This is a genomic window from Streptomyces sp. NPDC058678 (genome assembly GCF_042714835.1).
Taxonomy (GTDB): Bacteria; Actinomycetota; Actinomycetes; order Streptomycetales; family Streptomycetaceae; genus Streptomyces.
Genome location: NZ_JBHXSG010000033.1, coordinates 79,522 through 98,325 on the forward strand (window position 1 = coordinate 79,522; position 18,804 = coordinate 98,325).

At 69.3% G+C, this 18,804-nt stretch carries 21 protein-coding genes and 1 pseudogene; 18 read left to right on the top strand and 4 right to left on the bottom strand.

Translation table 11 applies throughout. From position 1 onward, the window contains the following. The first annotated feature begins 1 nt into the window (after window position 1). From ACFWWR_RS27480 to ACFWWR_RS27495, 4 genes are read left to right on the top strand one after another with little or no spacing between them, the layout of a single operon-like run. A complete protein-coding gene (locus ACFWWR_RS27480) occupies window positions 2–298 on the top strand; it encodes a muconolactone Delta-isomerase family protein (RefSeq protein WP_384305853.1) in 297 nt (98 codons plus the stop codon). Beyond that, a complete protein-coding gene (locus ACFWWR_RS27485) occupies window positions 295–1,038 on the top strand; it encodes an SDR family NAD(P)-dependent oxidoreductase (RefSeq protein WP_384305856.1) in 744 nt (247 codons plus the stop codon). The genes ACFWWR_RS27480 and ACFWWR_RS27485 overlap by 4 nt, the downstream gene beginning before the upstream one ends. Before the next feature lie 31 nt (window positions 1,039–1,069). Beyond that, window positions 1,070–1,426, top strand: coding sequence for a protocatechuate 4,5-dioxygenase subunit alpha (gene ligA, locus ACFWWR_RS27490; protein ID WP_307673254.1), 357 nt, complete (start codon window positions 1,070–1,072; stop codon window positions 1,424–1,426). Window position 1,427: 1 nt separating this feature from the next. Next, the gene (locus ACFWWR_RS27495) at window positions 1,428–2,267 is read left to right on the top strand and encodes a class III extradiol dioxygenase subunit beta (protein WP_383863626.1); all 840 of its coding nucleotides are present in this window, start codon (window positions 1,428–1,430) and stop codon (window positions 2,265–2,267) included. 159 nt (window positions 2,268–2,426) lie between these two features. Here ACFWWR_RS27495 and ACFWWR_RS27500 read toward each other — a convergent pair whose 3' ends face one another. Further along, entirely contained in the window at window positions 2,427–3,002 is a 576-nt protein-coding gene (locus ACFWWR_RS27500) for a TetR/AcrR family transcriptional regulator (protein ID WP_384305860.1), read from the bottom strand. Window positions 3,003–3,104: 102 nt separating this feature from the next. Here ACFWWR_RS27500 and ACFWWR_RS27505 point away from each other — a divergent pair, with 102 nt between their 5' ends. The 12 genes from ACFWWR_RS27505 (at window position 3,105) to ACFWWR_RS27560 (ending at window position 14,986) form a co-directional block, all read left to right on the top strand. Then, window positions 3,105–4,070 (top strand): SDR family NAD(P)-dependent oxidoreductase, encoded by a 966-nt coding sequence (locus ACFWWR_RS27505; protein WP_384305863.1) that lies wholly within the window; start codon window positions 3,105–3,107, stop codon window positions 4,068–4,070. A 124-nt stretch (window positions 4,071–4,194) separates the two neighbouring features. Beyond that, window positions 4,195–4,914: a YceI family protein gene (locus ACFWWR_RS27510; protein ID WP_384305866.1), complete on the top strand. Its 720-nt coding sequence runs from the start codon at window positions 4,195–4,197 to the stop codon at window positions 4,912–4,914. Between the two features lie 92 nt (window positions 4,915–5,006). Beyond that, window positions 5,007–5,984: a nuclear transport factor 2 family protein gene (locus ACFWWR_RS27515; RefSeq protein ID WP_384305868.1), complete on the top strand. Its 978-nt coding sequence runs from the start codon at window positions 5,007–5,009 to the stop codon at window positions 5,982–5,984. 243 nt (window positions 5,985–6,227) lie between these two features. Next, on the top strand, window positions 6,228–7,109 hold the full coding sequence (locus ACFWWR_RS27520) for a dioxygenase (protein WP_384305871.1): 882 nt from the start codon (window positions 6,228–6,230) through the stop codon (window positions 7,107–7,109). Further along, window positions 7,106–7,624 carry a DoxX family protein gene (locus ACFWWR_RS27525; protein WP_384305873.1) on the top strand — a complete coding sequence of 173 codons (519 nt, stop codon included), beginning with the start codon at window positions 7,106–7,108 and terminating at the stop codon, window positions 7,622–7,624. Before ACFWWR_RS27520 ends, ACFWWR_RS27525 begins: the two co-directional genes overlap by 4 nt. Window positions 7,625–7,628: 4 nt before the next feature. After that, the gene (locus ACFWWR_RS27530; protein ID WP_384305875.1) at window positions 7,629–9,104 is read left to right on the top strand and encodes an amidohydrolase family protein; all 1,476 of its coding nucleotides are present in this window, start codon (window positions 7,629–7,631) and stop codon (window positions 9,102–9,104) included. A gap of 3 nt (window positions 9,105–9,107) precedes the next feature. Continuing rightward, the gene (locus ACFWWR_RS27535) at window positions 9,108–10,298 is read left to right on the top strand and encodes a CaiB/BaiF CoA transferase family protein (protein WP_384305877.1); all 1,191 of its coding nucleotides are present in this window, start codon (window positions 9,108–9,110) and stop codon (window positions 10,296–10,298) included. Further along, the gene (locus ACFWWR_RS27540; protein WP_384305880.1) at window positions 10,291–11,124 is read left to right on the top strand and encodes a citryl-CoA lyase; all 834 of its coding nucleotides are present in this window, start codon (window positions 10,291–10,293) and stop codon (window positions 11,122–11,124) included. Before ACFWWR_RS27535 ends, ACFWWR_RS27540 begins: the two co-directional genes overlap by 8 nt. Window positions 11,125–11,830: 706 nt before the next feature. Continuing rightward, window positions 11,831–12,400, top strand: coding sequence for a TetR/AcrR family transcriptional regulator (locus ACFWWR_RS27545; protein ID WP_384305882.1), 570 nt, complete (start codon window positions 11,831–11,833; stop codon window positions 12,398–12,400). Between the two features lie 534 nt (window positions 12,401–12,934). Continuing rightward, window positions 12,935–13,813 carry an alpha/beta fold hydrolase gene (locus tag ACFWWR_RS27550; RefSeq protein ID WP_383863334.1) on the top strand — a complete coding sequence of 293 codons (879 nt, stop codon included), beginning with the start codon at window positions 12,935–12,937 and terminating at the stop codon, window positions 13,811–13,813. Window positions 13,814–13,918: 105 nt separating this feature from the next. Continuing rightward, window positions 13,919–14,764: a CocE/NonD family hydrolase gene (locus ACFWWR_RS27555; RefSeq protein ID WP_383863337.1), complete on the top strand. Its 846-nt coding sequence runs from the start codon at window positions 13,919–13,921 to the stop codon at window positions 14,762–14,764. 21 nt (window positions 14,765–14,785) lie between these two features. Beyond that, the gene (locus tag ACFWWR_RS27560; RefSeq protein ID WP_384305885.1) at window positions 14,786–14,986 is read left to right on the top strand and encodes a hypothetical protein; all 201 of its coding nucleotides are present in this window, start codon (window positions 14,786–14,788) and stop codon (window positions 14,984–14,986) included. A gap of 99 nt (window positions 14,987–15,085) precedes the next feature. Here ACFWWR_RS27560 and ACFWWR_RS27565 read toward each other — a convergent pair. The 3 genes and pseudogenes from ACFWWR_RS27565 to ACFWWR_RS27575 form a co-directional block, all read right to left on the bottom strand. Beyond that, a pseudogene (locus ACFWWR_RS27565) lies at window positions 15,086–16,171 on the bottom strand (UvrD-helicase domain-containing protein); the annotation flags it as partial. 1 nt (window position 16,172) lies between these two features. Further along, a complete protein-coding gene (locus tag ACFWWR_RS27570; protein ID WP_384305888.1) occupies window positions 16,173–17,342 on the bottom strand; it encodes an acyl-CoA dehydrogenase family protein in 1,170 nt (389 codons plus the stop codon). A gap of 112 nt (window positions 17,343–17,454) precedes the next feature. Beyond that, window positions 17,455–17,829 (bottom strand): four-helix bundle copper-binding protein, encoded by a 375-nt coding sequence (locus tag ACFWWR_RS27575; RefSeq protein WP_383863629.1) that lies wholly within the window; start codon window positions 17,827–17,829, stop codon window positions 17,455–17,457. Window positions 17,830–17,974: 145 nt separating this feature from the next. Here ACFWWR_RS27575 and ACFWWR_RS27580 point away from each other — a divergent pair, with 145 nt between their 5' ends. Beyond that, window positions 17,975–18,325 (top strand): DUF6479 family protein, encoded by a 351-nt coding sequence (locus ACFWWR_RS27580; protein ID WP_384305891.1) that lies wholly within the window; start codon window positions 17,975–17,977, stop codon window positions 18,323–18,325. 106 nt (window positions 18,326–18,431) lie between these two features. Beyond that, window positions 18,432–18,782 carry a hypothetical protein gene (locus ACFWWR_RS27585; RefSeq protein WP_383863346.1) on the top strand — a complete coding sequence of 117 codons (351 nt, stop codon included), beginning with the start codon at window positions 18,432–18,434 and terminating at the stop codon, window positions 18,780–18,782. Window positions 18,783–18,804 lie beyond the last annotated feature (22 nt).

Genomic DNA, 18,804 nt, shown 5'->3' on the forward strand with positions numbered 1-18,804 from the left:
CGTGAAGGACATCCCCGTGGAATTCCTCGTCCGCACCGAGAACACCTTGCCCCCGAACACCCCCGACGACGTACGCGAGGAGCTGCGCAAGGGCGAGCGCGAACGGGCCATGCAGCTCAGGGAGGCCGGCATCCTCAAGCGGCTGTGGCGGGTGCCTGGCCGGAACGCGACCATCGGCCTGTACGAGGCGGCCGACCCGGCACAGCTGCATGACGCGCTGGTCTCCCTGCCGATGTGGAAGTGGATGGACATCACCGTCGAGGCACTCGCCACCCATCCGCAGGAGAAGGCACCATGACCGGCCCGGCGAACCGCAGCCCCCGGGTCGCCGTGGTCACGGGCGCCGCCGGCGGCCTGGGGCTCGCCATCGCCCGCAGACTGGCCGGGGACGGTTTCACGGTCGCCGCCCTCGACGTCGACGAACCCGATGGCACCAGCTCGATCCCGGGCGGCCGGGCCTGGCGTTGCGACGTCGGGGACCCGGCCGCGACCCGCCGGACCGTATCCGAGATCGCCGAGGCGTACGGCGGGGTCGACGTCCTCGTCAACAACGCCGGCCTGCTCTCCGGCCGGGCGCCGCTGCTGGAGACGACCCCGGAGGAGATGCACCGCTTCTTCGCCGTCAACGCCGTCGGCCCGCTGCTCATGGTGCAGGCGTGCGTGCCCTGGCTGCGCGGCAGCCCGCACCGCGGGCGGGTGGTCAATGTCGCGTCCCGCACCTTCTTCACGGGGTCCCCGGGCCAGATCGCCTACGTCGCGAGCAAGGGCGCGCTCATCGGGATGACCCGGGTGATGGCACGCGAACTGGGCGAGTACCGGATCACGGTCAACGCGGTGGCGCCCGCGCAGGTGGCCACCCCGGGCACCCGGGCGCACTCCGGCGACGAGGTGTTCGCCGCGACCATGAGCCGGCAGGCGATCAAGGAGTTCGTCACCCCGGAGCAGTTCGCGGGGCTGGTCTCCTATCTCGTCTCACCGGACGCGTCCATGGTCACCGGCCAGACGCTCGTCTGCGACGGCGGCGGGCTCCTGCACTGACCGTCATCAACACTGGAGAGGAGAAAACGGCATGTCCAGCACCACACCCCGGGTCCCCGGCACCTATGTCTTCGACGCCGCGGAGAACCGCCGCGGCCGAGCGTTGAACCGGCTCTGCGGGTCCCTCAAGGACGCCGAGAACCGGGAGAGGTTCACAGCCGACGAAGCCGCGTACTGCGAGACGTACGGGCTCACGGCCCAGCAGCGGGACGCCGTCCTGCGGCGGGACTGGAACCGGATGATGGAACTGGGCGGCTCCATCTTCTACGTCTTCAAGCTCGCCATGGTCGACCAGAAGTCCATGCAGTACCTCGGCGGGGTGTTCACCGGCATGACCACCGAGGAGTTCACGCAGGCGCTGAAAGCGGGAGGGCGGAACTTTGGCTGAGGTGACATGGGGTCTGGCGACCTCGCACGTGCCGTCGATCGGTGCGGCCATGGACCACGGGAAGACGCAAGACCCGTACTGGAAAAAGCTGTTCGACGGATACACGCCGGCGCGGCAGTGGATGGCCCGCCACACCCCTGACGTCGCGGTCGTCATCTACAACGACCACGCCAACGCCGTCGACATGAGCGTCACCCCGACCTTCGGGCTCGGGACGGCCGAGTCGTACCGGGTGGCCGACGAAGGATGGGGCAGCCGCCCGGTGCCCACGGTCACGGGCGCTCCCGAGTTCTCCGACCACCTCGTCAAGAGCCTGATCGACGCCTCCTTCGACCTGACCGTCTACCAGGAACTCGACGTCGACCACGGCCTGACCGTTCCGCTGTCGGTGTACTGCCCCGACCCCGGCGAACGCTGGCCCTGCGCGGTGGTCCCCCTCCTGGTCAACGTCATCCAGTATCCGCAGCCGACCGCCGCGCGGTGCCTGGACCTCGGCCGCGCGCTCGGCGAGGCCATCCGCTCCTTCCCCGAGGACCTCAAGGTCGCCGTCTTCGGCACCGGCGGCATGTCCCACCAGCTCGCCGGCGCCCGAGCGGGACTGATCAACCAGGACTTCGACCGGATGTTCCTCGACGCGATCGAGCACGACCCCGAGAAACTGGCCGCGCTGACGCGCGAGGAGTACATCCGCGAAGCCGGCTCCGAAGGCATCGAGCTCATCATGTGGCTGATCATGCGCGGCGCGCTGGGACCCCGGATCCGCCGTGTGTACGAGGCCTACCACGTACCGGCGTCCAACACGGCGGCCGGGATGGTGCTGTTCGAGAACCTGAGCCGGTGATACGCCGTCAGCCCAGCTGGGCCAGCGCCCGTGCCGCTCGGGTGATGTGGCACCCAGCCCCATGGTGCTCTCCTGTTGTATTTCTCTGAGTCGGTGTGGACCGCCGCAGGCGTGCCGGCCGGCGGGGCCGAGCCCGGACGTCCTCCCCGACCGGACGCATCAGCCGGAGCGGTAGCGGAGCCCGTCGAGCAGGAGGTCGAGCATGCGGCCCGCGCGGTCGCGCAGCCCCTTGTCGCTCGTGATCAGCAGGACACCCCCGAGACTGAACCCGACATCGAGCGGGTCCACGTCCGAGCGCAGAACTCCCACTTCGGCCCCGGCGTGCAGCAGTGTGCTGATGGCCGTGCTGATCCGGTCGAGACTCTCGGCGAACGGATCCTCGTCGCCGGAGGCGATGACGGCCTTCAGTGCGTCCCCCATGCCCTGCTTGGTGGCCAGGTAGTCGATGAACAGGTCCATCCACCTCCGCATGGCCTGGTCGGGCGGGAGCTGTGCGAGCAGTTCCGTGACGCTGTCGCAGACCCGGGCGAGTTCGTTGCGGTAGGCGGCCTCGAGCAGGGCCTCGCGGGTGGGGAAGTGCCGGTAGAGCGTGCCGATTCCCACGCCGGCGTCCTTGGCGATGGCCTCGAGGGACGCGTCGGTGCCGGTCTCGGAGAACGCGCGCCCTGCGGCTTCGAGCAGGCGTTCCCGGTTGCGTCGCGCGTCAGCACGCAGTCCGCGTGTGGTGGCGGTCACAGCTTTCCTTCCTTATGGACAATCGGAGGACCCTCCGCTTAAGGTCTGAGTAATCGGAGGCACCTCCGGTTTCGAGGGTAGCAAACAGGGAGCATTGCGAGAATGGCCACGAGGACAGGCATCACCACCCCGTTCACCAGCCGGTCCACGGCTGCCGACGTCATCGCGGGCATCGATCTCACGGGCCGCCGCACTGTCGTCACCGGGGCGGCGTCCGGCATCGGCGTGGAGACCGCCCGAGCGCTGGCCGACGCCGGGGCAGAGGTCACGCTGGCCGTGCGGGACACCGCCGCCGGCGATCGCACCGCGAAGGACATCCGGGCCACCACCGGCTCCGAAGGCGTACGGGTCGCCGTGCTGGACCTGACCGATCCGGCGTCCGTCCGCGCGTTCACCGCCGCCTGGCACGGCCCGCTGCACATCCTCGTCAACAACGCCGGGGTCATGGCGGCCCCGGAGAGCCGCACACCCCAGGGCTGGGAGTTGCAGTTCGCCACCAACCACCTGGGGCACTTCGCCCTGACCACCGGGCTGCACGAGGCACTCGCGGCGGCCGGCGGTGCCCGGGTGGTGTCGGTGAGTTCCAGCGGGCACCTGTTCTCACCCGTCGTCTTCGACGACCTCCACTTCACCGAGCGGCCCTACGATCCGTGGCTGGCGTACGGCCAGTCCAAGACCGCAAACGTGCTGTTCGCGGTCGAGGCCGGCCGGCGATGGGCCGCCGACGGGATCACGGTCAACGCGCTGATGCCCGGAGGGATCCAGACCAACCTGGGACGCCACATGGACGACGCCCAGATGGGCCTGTTCATGACCCACCTGCGAGCCCTCCTCGGCGAAGGAACGCCCCTGCCCGAGATGTCCTTCAAATCGGTCGAACAGGGCGCCGCGACCTCCGTCCTGCTGGCCACCTCACCCTTGCTCGACGGCATCAGCGGCCGGTACTTCGAGGACTGCAACGAGGCACCACTGCACCAGCCGGGCACCAACACCGGGGTCGCGCCGCACGCCCTGGATCCGGAGGCGGCCGAGCGACTCTGGCAGGTCTCCGAGCAACTCCTGGACTGACCCCATCCCGCTCGCCGGCCACGGCTGAGCCCGCGCACGCCCGTAGCGGCCCCTCGCGCCCCAGGGCGACCCGCGACCAAATACTTGAAATTTCAGTTGAATTGCGAAACATATAGGGGACACCATGGCAGGCAGCATCCGCAGGCACTGGAAGCGCTGGCTCATCGCCGGTGTGGCCACCGTCGCCGTGCTGTGCACGGCGGGCCCCTACATCTACATCAACTACGTCCAGGACAAGCCACCGGCCGCCCTCTCGCTCGACGACCCGCCAGGCTCGAACTCCTCCGGCAGTTCCTCGGGTTCCGGGGAGCAGGCCGGGGAGGATGTCGAGGGTGCCTGGCGGGTGGGCAGCGGTTCGCAGGCCGGTTACCGGGTCGACGAGGTCCTCTTCGGCCAGAATGTCACGGCGGTGGGCCGTACCGAAAAGGTCACCGGAGAGCTGGAGATCGAAGGCAACCGGGCTGTCAACGGATCCTTCACCGTCGACCTCGCCTCGGTGAAGAGCGACTCCGACCAGCGCGACGGCCAGTTCCGCGGCCGGGTCATGAACACCGAGCGGTACCCGGAGGCCACCTTCGAGCTCACCGAGCCCGTCGACTTCGGCTCTGCGCCGGCAGTGGGCGAGCAGGTCAGCGCCAAGGCCTCAGGTGAGCTGACCGTCCACGGTGAGACCAACTCGGTCTCCTTCGAGCTCGATGCCCAGCGCACCGCCGACGGCTTCCGGGTCAACGGCTCCATCCTGGTCACCTTCGCCGACTACGGCGTCGACGCACCCAACTTCGGCGGGATCACGGTGGAGGACGAGGGAAACATCGAGTTCCTCCTCGCCTTCGACCGCGCCTGAGCCCACACGGGCACCCTCGCCCTTTACTCCCGATCTCCCACCAGACACCCGCCGACTCGTTCACCGCCGTCCGCACAGCATTGGAGACCCCCATGTACAGCACCACCCGGCTGCCCCGTAAGGCCATGGCCACCCTCCTGGCTGCGGCAACCGTAGGAGCCGTGGCCGGCTTCGCACCCGCCGCCACGGCCACCGCCTCCGCGCCGTCCCACAGCGGCCTGAGTCTCGGCCTCGACGCCTCCTGCACGAGCCCCGCCACGCAGGAGCGCAACAAGCGCGTCGCCGTCCACGTCCTCACCCAGCTCTTCGAGGAGGGCAACCTCAAGGTCGCCGACCGGTACATCAGCGAGGACTACATCCAGCACAATCCCTCCGCCCCCAACGGCCGGGAAGCGATCAAGAACTTCATTCGCGACTGGACCGCGCGCTTCCCGGACCACCAGTACAACGTCAAGCGGGTCCTCGCCCAGGGCAACCTGGTCCTGGTGCACTCCAACCCCGTCTACGAGCCCGGCACCCGTGGCGCGGCCGTGGTCGACATCTTCAACTTCGACCCCAAGAGCGGCATGATCACCGAGCACTGGGACACGGTCCAGGACGTACCGGCGACCAGCGTCAACGGCAACGACATGTTCGGCACGGTCAGCAACCCGCACACGAACCAGCCCAGCGGCCCGCGCTGGAGCACGTCTCTCAGCGAGAAGATCGCCACCAGTTACTTCGACACCCTCCTCGTCGACAAGAACCCCGACGCCGTCAGGTACCTCGCGCCGGAGTACTACCAGCACAACCCGACCATCCCCAGCGGCTCGGCCGGCCTGCGTGAGCAGTTCACCAATTTCTTCCGCCAGTTCCCGAACCTGATCGTGGAACGCAAGCGCGTCATCGCCGACAAGGACTACGTCGCCATCCACGCCCACTACCGCCTCAGCCCCGAGGACCGCGGTCAGTCGGTCGTGGACATCTTCCGGGTCGAGAAGCAGAAGAACGGCAAGCTCAAGATCATCGAGCACTGGGACGCCGTACAGGACGTCCCGGCCACCTCCGCCAACGACAACACGATGTTCTGACCTCTCCGGATCCTCGCGATCCCTCGCGGTTCCTCGCGGTTCCTCGGCCCGTCACCGGTCGGTGACGGGCCACGCATTGCCCGGGTGCGGACAGCAGTCCGATCGACCCAACCCAACCCTGGCTCCAACGCGGCCACCCAAGGGCTTGATTTACGAGTCAACCATGCGCCAGTGTGTCCGCTGTACGGACTCATGTCCGTACAGCGGTCGAGGTCGAGGCCGGAACGAATCGAGGAGGACTCCATGGCCTTCGTGACGGAGGACAACCTCAGCGACCTGGTGGTGAAGCGGTGGGCTACGGCGCACTCGCCCCGGCTCGCCGAGCTGATGACAGCGTTGGTGCGGCACCTCCACGCGTACGCCCGCGAGGTCGGGCTGACGGAGGAGGAGTGGGCGGCTGCCGTCGAATGGCTCACGGCGACCGGCCGGATCAGTGACGACAAGCGTCAGGAATTCATCCTCGCCTCCGACGTCCTGGGTCTTAGCACGCTCGTCGTCCAGCTGAACCACCACTTCTCGGCGGACGCCACTCCGGCGACGGTGCTCGGTCCGTTCCACATCGACGGCTCTCCGACGGCCGGTTTCGGAGCCGACATGTCGGACGGCATCCCGGGCACGCCGCTGTTCATCACCGGCCGGGTCCTCGACCTCGACGGCACGCCTCTGCCCGACATCGTCCTGGACGTGTGGCAGGCCGACGCCGACGGCGCCTACGAGGCGCAGCTGCCGGAGATCGACGAGGCCCGGCTGCGCGCGCTGTACCGGACGCGGGCGGACGGCACGTACTGCGTGCGCACCATCGCGCCGCGCGGCTACGCGATTCCGATGGACGGTCCGGTCGGTGACCTGATCGGCAGGACCGACATCAGCCACTTCCGTCCCGCGCACGTCCACTTCCTGATCGACCACCCCGGCCACGAGAAGCTCATCACCCATCTGTTCCGGGAGGGTTCCGAATTCCTCGACACCGATGTCGTGTTCGGCACGAAGGACGAGCTGATCGTGCGCTTCACCGAGGAACCGGCAGGCTCCTCCCCTGACGGCGGCACCATCGACGAGCCGTACCTGCGCGCCGAGTTCGATTTCGTGCTGCAGCCCCGGACGACGGACGAGCCGCAGCCGTGAATCTCGGGCTGCTCCTGCTGCGGCTGCTGCTCGCCGCGCTGCTGTTCGGTCACGGCACCCAGAAACTGTTCGGCTGGTTCGGCGGTGCCGGGCGGGCCGGGACCGCCGCCGTCTTCGACCGGTGGGGCTTCGTGCCCGGCCGGCGGATGGTGCTCGTCGCCGGGGCGGCCGAACTCGCCGGAGCGGTCTCGGTCGCGGCCGGGCTGCTGACTCCCGGCGGCTGCGCGGTGATCGTCGGCACCATGGCGGTCGCGGCGGCGGCGACCGCGCCGAACGGCTTCTGGGCCCAGCAGGGCGGCTGCGAAGTGCCCTTCTCCTACGGCGCGGTGGCCGCGGTCCTCGCCTTCACCAGCCCCGGCGCCTGGTCACTCGACCACGCCCTCGGGCTGACGGAACTCGACGGCTACGCATGGGGATGCGCGGCACTGGCCCTCGGCCTGGCCACCGCGGCCGTACCACTGACCGCCCGCTCCCGTGTTCTGCGGGCCCGGACCACGGACTCCACAACGAGGTGACCACATGACGATCGAACAACCACGCAGAGAAGACTTCACCCCCGGACGCCCCGTCCTGTTCCGCAACGCGACCATCCTGTCCATGGACCCCGCGATCGGCCTGCTCGACCGCGGCGACGTGCTGGTCCGCGGCGAGCTGATCGAGCAGGTCGGAAGGGACCTTCAGGCACCGGACGACGCGGTGGTGGTGGACTGCGCCGGCGGCATCCTCATGCCCGGCATGGTCGACACCCACCGGCACATGTGGCAGACGGCGCTGCGCGGACTCGGCGCCGACTGGACCCTGTCGCAGTACTTCGTCTTCTACTACCTCACCTGGGGCAAGATCTTCCGCCCCGAGGACATCCACGCCGGCAACCTGCTGTCCGGCATCGAGGCGCTCGACGCGGGTGTGACCACCACGGTGGACTGGTCGCACGGGCTGCAGACGCCCGAGCACGGGGACGCGGCCGTCGAATCGCTGCGCGCGGTGCCGGGCCGCTTCGTGCTGGCCTACGGCAACCTGCTCGGCGCCCCCTGGGAGTGGGCCCGCTCGAAGGAATTCCGGTCCTTCGTCGACCGCCACTTCTCCGGGCGGGACGACATGCTGGGCCTGCAGCTCGCCTTCGACGTCACCGGTGACGACGCCTTCCCCGAGAAGGCGGCGTTCGAGGCGGCCCGCGAGCTCGGGCTGCCGGTCACCACCCACGCGGGCGTCTGGGGCGCGACGAACGACAACGGCATACGTCTGATGTGGGACCACGGGTTCATGACGCCCGACGTCACCTATGTCCACTCGGCGACGCTCAGCGAGGACTCGTACCACCGGATCGCCGCCTCGGGCGGCACGGTCTCGGTGTCGGCGGAAAGCGAGCACAACGCCGGCCAGGGCTACCCTCCCACCTGGCGGCTGAGGCGCCACGGCATCCCCGTGTCGCTGTCGATGGACACCAGCGTGTGGTTCAGCGCCGATCTGTTCTCGGCGATGCGCGCCACGCTGTCGGCCGACCGGACGCGGGAGCACATGGCGGCCCACGCGGCCGGGGAGACGGTGGTGCACCACAGCCTGCGGGCCCGGGACGTCGTGGAGTGGGCCACGATCGGCGGCGCTGGAGTGCTCGGCCTCAGCGACACCATCGGCTCGTTGACGCCGGGCAAGAAGGCCGACCTCGTCCTGCTCAAGAACGACCGGTCCCCGGCGATGTACCCGATCCTGCACCCCTACGGGCACGTGGTCTACCAGGCCACCCGCGCCGACGTGCACACCGTGCTGGTCAACGGAACCGTGGTGAAGTACGCGCACGAACTGGTCGGCGTTGACCTGGAACGGGCCCGCACCGCCGTCACCGCGACCGTGGACTACGCGCGGACCACCATGGGCGAGGACGCGTGGCGGGAGGCCGTGGAGCCGGAGATCCCGACAACCGAGGTGATCTCGAACCCGTACACCTACAGCGAGTACCGCGGCGAGGGCGTCGCCGTGCAGAACGAGGGGGCGTAGCCCATGAGCGGCGGTTCAGGCGGCTCACGCGGACCGCTCGACGGGCTGCTCGTGGCGGACTTCTCCCGCATCCTCGCCGGTCCGTACGCGACGATGCTGCTCGCCGATCTCGGGGCCGACGTGGTGAAGGTCGAGGGCCCCCAGGGGGATGACACTCGCACGTGGACGCCGCCGGCGCGCGACGGTGTGTCGACCTACTACCTGGGGATCAACCGCGGGAAGCGGTCGCTCGCGCTCGACTTCCGCGACGAGGCGGACGCGCGGCTTGCGAGGGAGCTCGCTCGGCGCGCGGACGTGGTGATCGAGAACTTCAAGCCGGGCGGACTGGCCCGGTACGGCCTCGACCACGCCTCGGTGAGCACCCGGAACCCGGGCGTGGTGTACGCGTCGATCAGCGGTTTCGGAGCCGGACCCGGCCGGAACGTACCCGGCTACGACCTGATGGTGCAGGCGATCTCCGGGCTGATGAGCCTGACCGGTGATCCGGACGGGCCGCCGTACCGGGCGGGGATCTCGGTCTTCGACGTGATGGCGGGCAACCACGCCGCTATCGGTATCCTCGCCGCGCTGCGGCACCGCGACGCGACCGGCCGGGGCCAGCTCGTCGAGGTGAACCTGCTCTCGTCGGCACTGACCGGGCTGGTCAACCACAGCTCCTCCTACGTGGCCGGCGGCACCGTGCCCCATCGGATGGGCAACGCGCACCCCAGCGTCTTCCCCTACGAACCGCTGCCGACGGCCGACCAGGATTTGATCGTCACCGCGGCCAACGACGGGCAGTTCCGCAAGCTGTGCGAAGTACTCGGGATCCCCGAGACCGCCGACGATCCCCGCTTCCGGCACAACGCCGACCGCACCGAGCGACGGGAGGAACTCCGGCCCCTCCTGCTCGATCGGCTGAAGACGAGGACCGCCCTGGAGTGGTTCGATCTGCTCGTCGACGCCGGGGTCCCCTGCGGACCGATCAACACCATCGAGGGCGGATTCGCGATGGCCGAACGCTTCGGACTCGACCCGGTCGTCGAGGTCGGCGAGGGAGACCGGGCCGTACCCACGACACGGCACCCGATCCGCTTCTCCGAGACGCCCGCCGCCTACCGCCTGCCCCCGCCCGAGTTGGACGAGCACCGGACCGAACTACGCAAGTGGCTGGAGGACGGAGTGGGGGACGATCCGGAGGACGAGAATGCCTGAGAAACCGAATGCGCCCGAGTACCCGACCGCCCTCGGTGCGTCCTCCCTGGACAGCATCACCCTGCTCGGCCAGGACCTCGCGGCCGATGTGATGGGCGAGGTGGGATTCGGCGAGCTGGCGTTCTGGCTGGCCACGCAGCGCCGCCCCACCTCCGGGGAGACACGGGTGTTCGAGGCGGTGCTCGCCGCACTCGCCGACCACGGCTTCACCCCGACCGCCATAACGGCCCGGCTGACATACCTGTCAGCCCCCGACTCGATACAGGGAGCCATCGCCGCAGGGCTTCTCGGCGGCGGCTCCCGCTTCCTCGGCGTGACCGAGGACTGCGGCCGCTTCCTGCATGACGCCCTGTCAACGCTGGAGAACGGCCACCCGACCGACGAGGCCGGCTGGGACGAACTCGCCCTGGCCACCGTACGCTCCCGAAGAGAGGCCCGGGGGCTCATCCCCGGCCTCGGACACCACGTCCACAAACAAGGTGACCCCCGCACTCCGAGGCTGTTCCAACTCGCCACGGAGGAAGGCCTGTTCGGCCCGCACCTGTCGCTGTTCGCGGCCATCGGCCGGGTCCACCCCCAGGTGCTGGGCAGCACCCTGCCGCTCAACGGCGCCGGCGTCTGCGGTGCCGCACTCGCCGACCTCGGTCTTCCGCTGGACCTGCTCCGCGCCTTCGCCCTGCTCGCCCGCACGGCCGGACTCATCGGCCAGCTCGCCGAGGAGATGCGCAACCCTGTCGCGAACGACATCTTCCTGTCGGTGGACCTGAACAACCGGCCCGTCCCGCCGCAGCCCCACGACGGCCCACGCCCCGCGGGGCACGCGTGACCGCACTGTCCGGGGCCGGGTCCACGAGGGCCCGGCCCCGGGACGGCGGCAGCGACCTGGGGCGGCGGTTCCACTGAAAGGAGCGAGCCCCCTCAGAGGAAGCGAACGTTCTGGGCCAGCGCGAGTCCGGTGGAGTAGTGGTTGGTGTGGGTGGCCGAGCGCATAGAGGCGCGCCAGGCGCCGGAGCCGGACTCTCGGCCGCCTCGCCGCCCAATGCGTCGATCGGGGCGGAGCTCTGCTTCTGTCGCACCGGCTCCCCGTTGAGCCGCTTCAGGAGTCCGACGGCCTTCTACCGGCCGGAGAGCTGCCTGATGCGGGCGTGCAGTCCGTGGTTGAGGCCGGAGCAAGTCACCGATTCACCGTCGGCGACGGCCTTGGAGATCGCCACGCCCAGGTCCGACATTCGGTCAGCTGCTCGTCACTGGCCGCGACGGCCGCCTTGGCCGCGCGCCTTCGCCGACACAGCCGCTGCCGACTCGACAGCCTCCTGCTCGGCCACGTTCCCACTGGTCATCGATGCACCTTCCATGACCGGGAGTTTCACCGAACGTCGCACAGTCCCGGCCCGACCCACCACTGGAAGCCTTCTCCTCGCCTGTTACTGCCATGTAGTACGCGCAGGTCCGTGGGCGGCGCGAGATCGCCCCGGTAAAGCGCCGTAAACCGATCGGTTTTCAATTTGTCCACATCGGGTTAACCTCGCGGCATGACCACCGTAGTGAAGTCAAGTACCAGAGAGCGGCTGCTGGAGGCGGCGGCCACGCTCACCCACCGAGACGGTGTCGACATCGGCGTCGAGGCGCTGTGCAAGGCGGCGGGGGTGTCGAAGCGTTCCCTGTACCAGCTGTTCGAGAGCAAGGACGAACTGCTGGCGGCGAGCCTGGGGGAACGCGCCTCTGCCTTCGCGGCCGGGCTCCTGCCGGCGGCGGACGACGGCCGTTCACCCCGCGAGCGGATCCTGCACGTCTTCGACCAGCTGGAGGAGCAGGCGGGTGCGCCCGACTTCCAAGGCTGCCGGTACCTGGCTGCTCAGATCGAGCTCAAAGACCAGAGCCACCCTGCAAGCCAGGTGGCCCACCGGATCAAAGAGAATCTGACCGCCTTCTTCCGTGCCGAGGCCGAACAGGGCGGGGCAAGCCATCCCGACCTGCTGGCCCGACAGCTCAGCCTGGTCTTCGACGGCGCCAGCGCCCGCGCGGGGATCGGAGCCGACAAACTGACAGGGCTCGTCACACCCACGGTGACCACCCTGCTCGACGCAGCAGGCATGCACTGACGCATCCCCTTTCGAGCAGGCGCCGTGACCGTGCCCCCCCAGGCCAATGGCTCCCGCCCCTGAGCCCCCGCAATCGAGGGGAGCCCGGTGGCCGTAAGGGTGCTGACGGGCGTGCCGCGCGCCAGGAAGGCCGTCGTCTCGTCGACATCAGCGCCCAACAGCAGGTACGCGGTTTCCCAGGGCCTCATCCAGTCGGCCCGGACCACTTGGCCGCATTGCCCTTGGCCTCGGCGGCTGGCCACGGCGGCGTAGCCCTACACCTGCAGCTGGAGCGTTTAGACGTGCCGTAGTAGCCCTTGAGTGCGGAATCGGCGACCGCTGCGCGGATGGCACTCTCGCGTCCCTCCTGTGCGCTGACCCTATTGCTGCGGATGGCAACCTCAGCCTTGCATTCGGAAACCGATCGGTTTACCGTGATGGAAACCGGTCGGTTTCTCAATGAATCCAAGAGCTGGTCCGTGGTCACGCCCCCTTCGGGCGGGCCCTGTCCGAATCACCCGTCTGCAGCAGTTCACACAAAGGGAAGCCAGCGAGATGCCCAGCCCAGAGCCACGTCCCACGATTCACATCCCGGGAACCACCAGCCACACCATCGCCCCGCGCGCAGGACACCGCAGCGACGAGGGGACCCTGCGCTACCTCAGAGCGGGCACCGGCGCTCCCGTGGTCCTGCTGCACACCGTGCGCACCCAGGCCGAGCACTTCCGCTCCCTCATCCCCCTGATCTCGGACCAGTACACCGTGTATGCCCTCGATCTGCCGGGGATGGGCTACTCCGAGATCGTGCCCGGCGCGTCGTACGACGAGCCGGCCATGCGCGCGGGCGTCAAGCGGCTCCTGACCGAACTCGACCTCCACGACGTGACCCTGGTCGGGGAGTCCATGGGGGCGGTGCTCGCCCTGACCACCGCGGCCGACCTGCCCGAGCGGGTCCGGCGCGTCGTCGCGGTGAACACGTACGACTTCCGCGACGGAATCGCCCGGTCCAGTCTTCTCGCCCGTGTGGTGGTCGGCGGTGTCCTCACTCCGGGGGTGGGCCCGGTGGTCGCCGGGGTGGAGCCCAAGGCCGCCCTCCGCCGAATCCTGCAGGGCGGGCTGGTCGACAAGACCGCGCTGCGGGCGGACTACGTCGACGAACTCCTCCAGGTGGGCCGCCGCCCCGGCTACCCGAACGTCGCCCGGGCCGTGTACCAGAGCCTGCCCAGTCTCATCGCCGCCCGCTCGCGCTACCCCGAGGTCAAGGCACCCGTCCACCTCGTCTACGGGGAGAAGGACTGGTCGCGGCCATCGGACCGGCAAGCCGACAAGGAGCTGCTGCCGGCCGCCGATTTCACGCAGGTGCCGGGAGCAGGCCACTTCATCGCCTTGGAACGGCCCGACCTGCTGGCCGACCTGCTGAACGCGGTGGCGTGACCGCCCCGAGAGCGCCGTAGCCACCCCCGTTCGGGTGTAGTGCGGGACGGGGACCAGGTTCGACCATGTGCCTGGCAGCGTCGTGGGCATGCGAATGAGCAGCGCGTGGCAGAGATTCAGATCGAGTTCGATGTTCCGGCGGAGATGCGTGACGGCACCGTGCTGCGCGCCGATGTCTACCGGCCCGGGGGTACGGGGCCGTGGCCGGTGCTGCTGAGCCGACTGCCGTACGGCAAGCAGTCGCCTCTGCTGGCCATGATGCTCGATCCCCTGGCGGCGGCCAGGCGTGGCTTCATGGTGGTCATCCAGGACACCCGTGGCCGGTTCGCCTCCGAGGGGGACTGGGAGCCGTTCACGTACGAGGAGAGCGACGGTTACGACACCGTGCGGTGGGCCGCTGCCCTTCCCGGCGCGAACGGTTCCGTCGGCATGTGCGGCGGCAGCTACTTCGGCAACACCCAGTGGATGGCGGCGCTGTCGAAGCCGCCGGAGCTGAAGGCGATCGCACCGTTGATCACGTGGTCCGATCCGGACGACGGCCTGTGGACGCGCGGCGGCGCGATCGAACTCGGCATCACCGTGCCCTGGTCTCTCATGCAGGGCGCCGACACGCTGATGCGCCGTCACCGCACCGACCTCGAGGGACTCGTGAGCAGTATCACCGGGCTCGTGCGGGATCTGGACGGCCTGGCAAGCGGCGGTTACGCGGAGCTGCGCGCCGGGCGGTTTCCCGCGTTCGCCCGGCACGACCTGCCCGAGCTGGGCTACGAGCGGTCCCGCCGGGAGCCCGACTTGGCGCGGTCCTGCAGTGTCACGGGCCGGCACGACGAGGTCGACCTGCCCACCTTCCAACTCGGCGGCTGGTACGACATCTTCGCCCAGGGCACGCTCGGCAACTTCACCGCCATGCGCAGCGCCGGCCGGCCCGCCACGCTGATCATGGGCCCGTGATCCCACACCAACTGGCGGCACGTGGTCGGTGACGTCAACTTCGGGTTCGGCGCGCACTCCGACTTCATGGGCATGCGGGGACGCGTGCACGACATGCAGTTCGGCTGGTTCCAGCGCACGCTCGGCGACGGCGAGGCCCTGGAGCCGGACACGAACTCGATGGAACAACCAAGATCCGGACCATACGCGGGCCAGACGAGCCGCAAGTCGCCCGTTACATAATCGCCGCAGCTCACGGGCTCGCGCGCGCCGTACCACCAGCAGACGAAGAATCTGCTGGCAATCCAGTGCCAGGTCGACGCCGCCAACGGACTCGTCGCGCTAAGGGCCGCCAGCAGATGAGTTCCGTTTGGGACTTGAAGCTGCGGGATGTGTGTCGACCCAGGACAATCCTCCTAGGTCGAGTCGGCGGCGTGCACGTGTGACGGCGACGTATGCGAGTCGGGCGTCAGTGTCGTTGACGGGTTCCGGGATGGGACGGCCCTCGGCGTCGTGTTGGCCGGTGTCCTTGGGAGGTGGGAAGTCGTCGCCGATCCGGACGGTTGGCCATTCACGCCCCTTGGCTTTGTGAGCTGTTGACACGGTCACGTCGGCATGGTCCTCGGCGGTGAGCTCGTCGACTGCGGCCAGGATGGCGTCGGGGCCGTGCGTGTCGACAAGGTCGACGAAGGGCTGGAGGTCGCCGCCTGCCGGATCATAGGTCGCGTAGTCCTGCACTTCGCCCCACGAGACGAAGAGAACCAGCTCGGGGTGGCTGGTGCGGCGTCCCTCCTTGAGGTCGCGAGCCGCGAGCGCCAGCGAGGCGAGCGTGTGCCCGCCGCGAGCCAAGGCGACGCGGCGCCCCTCGGAGAGGAGGCGCATGACTTCAGCCATGGCCCCGATGTTGGTGCGACACAGCCCTGCATCCGGGTTGGTCACGTCTCCGACCTCGGTGGAGATGGTCTCGCTTCCGGTCAGGCGGATGGGTGCCTCCGCAAGTTCGAGCCAGCGGTTGGCTTGTTCGGCGAGGAGAGGGCCGAAGCGGAAGGAGCGGGTCAGAGTGAGAGCGGTGGCGTCGAAGTCGGTCATCACGTCGCGGGCGCCGCGCCATCCGTAGATGGCCTGGGCCGAGTCGCCGACCATGACGAGTTGGGCGTGGCCGCGCTGGGCGTTGAAAACCTGTTCCAGGACGGGGTTGGTGTCCTGGGCTTCGTCAAGGAAGAGGAAGTCCGCTTCGATCTTTGGCTGGGTCAGGGCCCACATCTTCAGGTAGCGGTCGTGTTCGAACCGGACCGCGCCGTGGTCGAGCGTTTGCAGGTCGGCCCAGGCCTTGGCCGCGAACGGGAGAACCTCGTCGACGAGTTGGGCGTGCTCTGCACGCGTTGCCAGGCGGCGAAGGTGCGGCACACAAATCCTCGTCACAAGCCGGCTAGCGCCGTACCCTCGGCATCCCCAGCCCGATCCACGAGATGATCTCCCGCTGGATCTCGTTGTTGCCGCCGCCGAAGGTGAAGATGACAGCCGAGCGGTAGCCGCGTTCCAGTTCGCCCCGGAGCACCGCGCCCGCCGAACCCTCCTTCAGCGCGCCGACGGCGCCGACGATCTCCATGAGCCAGGCGTACGCGTCCCGGCGGGCCTCGGAGCCGTACACCTTGACCGCGGAGGCGTCCTGCGGGGTGAGGGTGCCGTCCTGGACGGCGTTCACCATCCGCCAGTTGAGGAGTTTGAGCGCGTCGAGCCTGGTGTGGGTGCGGGCGAGGAGGCGGCGCACCCAGGGCAGGTCGACGACGCGTTGGCCGTCGGCCAGCTTGGTCTCCATGGCCCAGCGCTGGACGTCGTGCAGGGCGCGGATCGCCATGGTGCCGTGTGCGGCGAGGGTGACGCGCTCGTGGTTGAGCTGGTTGGTGATCAGCCGCCAGCCCCCGTTCTCTTCGCCCACCCGGTGGGCGACGGGGACGCGGACGTTCTCGTAGTAGCTGGCCGTGGTGTCGTGCGAGGCGAGGGTGTTGATGACGGTGCAGGAGTAGCCGGGGTCGGTGGTCGGCATCAGGAGCATGGTGATGCCCTTGTGCGGCGGCGCGTCGGGGTCGGTGCGGACCGCGAGCCAGACCCAGTCGGCCGTGTCGCCGTTGGTGGTCCAGATCTTGTGACCGTTGACGACGTACTCGTCGCCCTCCCGGACGGCCCGGGTCTTGAGGGACGCCAGGTCGGTGCCGGCGTCGGGCTCGCTGTAGCCGATCGCGAAGTCGATCTCGCCCGAGAGGATCTTCGGGAGGAAGTACGACTTCTGCTCCTCCGTGCCGTACCGCATGATCGTCGGGCCCACGGTGTTCAGGGCCATCAGCGGCAGTGGCACACCGGCCTGGGCGGCCTCGTCGAAGAAGATGAACTGTTCCATCGCGGTCAGGCCCCGGCCGCCGTACTCCTTGGGCCAGCCGACGCCGAGCCAGCCGTCCCTGCCGAGGCGGCGGATGGTGTCGCGGTAGAAGCGCTTCTGGGCGGCCCGGTCGGTGATGGTGGCATCTCCCACCAGGCCGGCGAAGTAGACGCGCAATTCGGTGCGCAGCCGCTGCTGCTCGGGCGTGTGATCGAGATGCACGGCGCCTCCAGGCTCCCAGGCCGGTCCTGACGGCGCACACCGTAGAACGTGTTTCAGAAATTGGGAATGGGCATGCGTGCGGGCACCTGGGACGCCCTGGTCGTCCGGGCTCTCAGACCAGCGTGGCCATGAAGTCCGAGCACGCCTGCGCGCACTCCCGGCACGCCTTCGCGCTCTCCTCGGCACCTGAGTACTGGTCGAAGACGTGTGCGCACTCCAGGCACACGGACCGGCACCACTCCAGCTGGACGCGGATTCCCTCCTCGTCCAGGTGGTTCTGCTCGGAGAGCACCCGGCAGGTCGCGTCGCAGACCTCCGCGCACATGATGCCCTTGCGTCGTACGAGTTCCTGTTCCTGGGTGGCGTCCGGATCCACGAGGCTGGCACGCAGGGCACAGGCCCGTGCGCACTCGGTGCAGGCCTGGGCGCAGGCGAACCTGTCCTCCAGGAACCGGAAGAGCTCCTGCTGGGATGTCGTCGATGTCACCTCGGTCGGGTAGCCGCCGCCGAGCGGGCCAAACCCGGTGTTTTCAAGGGTTCCGGCGCGGTCCCGGGGGCTGCGGCCCGAGCGGGCGGGGTGTCGGTTCACCTGCGGTGCCCAGGGGTACTCGCGTGCCATGGATACCTCATGGATGGACATCGCCGCAGGCCGGGGCGCTCTCGGCATCGGCCTGGTCGTGGCGGGTGTGGTGGTCGTGGCGGTGCTGATCGGAGCCTTCGCTCTGGGTGTCCGCGTCAAGCGCCGGGAGCTGCCTCGCCCGACGCCCGAGGAGCAGCCACGGCCGCCGGAGGGCGGTCCGGTGCGAGAGGTACGGGAGCACCGGGAACCCGACGAGGTCCCGCGGAGCGACCACCGCCTCACCCCGCACCAGCTGCCCGGCCACGGCAACGCCGGAACCCGGACCAGCGAGGCGAAGGACCGGCCCCGCTGGGACGAGGGCAGCAGCGGTTCCTTCGGCAGCGGCGGGACGGGCGGGGGCTGACACCGGCACCGACGGCGCCGAGCCGGTCGAAGCACCGCGTTCACAGGGGCCCTCACGCACTCGTGGCGGGCGAAGCAACAGAGGGCAACAGAGGGAAGTGAGATCCATGGCCGACTCCGGCCGCGACAGCCTGCCGCTGCCCGACTACGACCAGCTGCCGATCGGCGGCCTGGAGAGCCGCGTACGGTCACTGACCGCGCAGGACGTCGAGGAGCTGCTGGCGTACGAGCGGACACACGCCGACCGCGTCCCGGTGACCGCAGTACTGACGGCACGTCTGGAGCAACTGGAGGCGGGCGCCGAGCCGACGTCAGGCGACCCGGGCGCCCTGCGTCCCGAGCAGGCCGCGTCCCACACCGGCTCCCGGGTGTCGCCCGCGACCTCGCCGCAGCCCTTCAGCCCGCCGCCGCACGGCACCCCGGACCAGCGGGGCAAGCCGAAGGGCGATCGCACCTAGCGCGACAAGCGCGGGGATCACG

What these genes read in the sequence shown, in the direction of transcription:
- ACFWWR_RS27545 (WP_384305882.1), top strand. Translation starts at nt 11,831, where the DNA reads ATGACCACCGTAGTGAAGTCAAGTACCAGAGAGCGGCTGCTGGAGGCG.
- ligA (WP_307673254.1), top strand. Translation starts at nt 1,070, where the DNA reads ATGTCCAGCACCACACCCCGGGTCCCCGGCACCTATGTCTTCGACGCC.
- ACFWWR_RS27540 (WP_384305880.1), top strand. Translation starts at nt 10,291, where the DNA reads ATGCCTGAGAAACCGAATGCGCCCGAGTACCCGACCGCCCTCGGTGCG.
- ACFWWR_RS27515 (WP_384305868.1), top strand. Translation starts at nt 5,007, where the DNA reads ATGTACAGCACCACCCGGCTGCCCCGTAAGGCCATGGCCACCCTCCTG.
- ACFWWR_RS27520 (WP_384305871.1), top strand. Translation starts at nt 6,228, where the DNA reads ATGGCCTTCGTGACGGAGGACAACCTCAGCGACCTGGTGGTGAAGCGG.
- ACFWWR_RS27505 (WP_384305863.1), top strand. Translation starts at nt 3,105, where the DNA reads ATGGCCACGAGGACAGGCATCACCACCCCGTTCACCAGCCGGTCCACG.
- ACFWWR_RS27510 (WP_384305866.1), top strand. Translation starts at nt 4,195, where the DNA reads ATGGCAGGCAGCATCCGCAGGCACTGGAAGCGCTGGCTCATCGCCGGT.
- ACFWWR_RS27530 (WP_384305875.1), top strand. Translation starts at nt 7,629, where the DNA reads ATGACGATCGAACAACCACGCAGAGAAGACTTCACCCCCGGACGCCCC.
- ACFWWR_RS27585 (WP_383863346.1), top strand. Translation starts at nt 18,432, where the DNA reads ATGGCCGACTCCGGCCGCGACAGCCTGCCGCTGCCCGACTACGACCAG.
- ACFWWR_RS27485 (WP_384305856.1), top strand. Translation starts at nt 295, where the DNA reads ATGACCGGCCCGGCGAACCGCAGCCCCCGGGTCGCCGTGGTCACGGGC.
- ACFWWR_RS27580 (WP_384305891.1), top strand. Translation starts at nt 17,975, where the DNA reads ATGGACATCGCCGCAGGCCGGGGCGCTCTCGGCATCGGCCTGGTCGTG.
- ACFWWR_RS27550 (WP_383863334.1), top strand. Translation starts at nt 12,935, where the DNA reads ATGCCCAGCCCAGAGCCACGTCCCACGATTCACATCCCGGGAACCACC.
- ACFWWR_RS27535 (WP_384305877.1), top strand. Translation starts at nt 9,108, where the DNA reads ATGAGCGGCGGTTCAGGCGGCTCACGCGGACCGCTCGACGGGCTGCTC.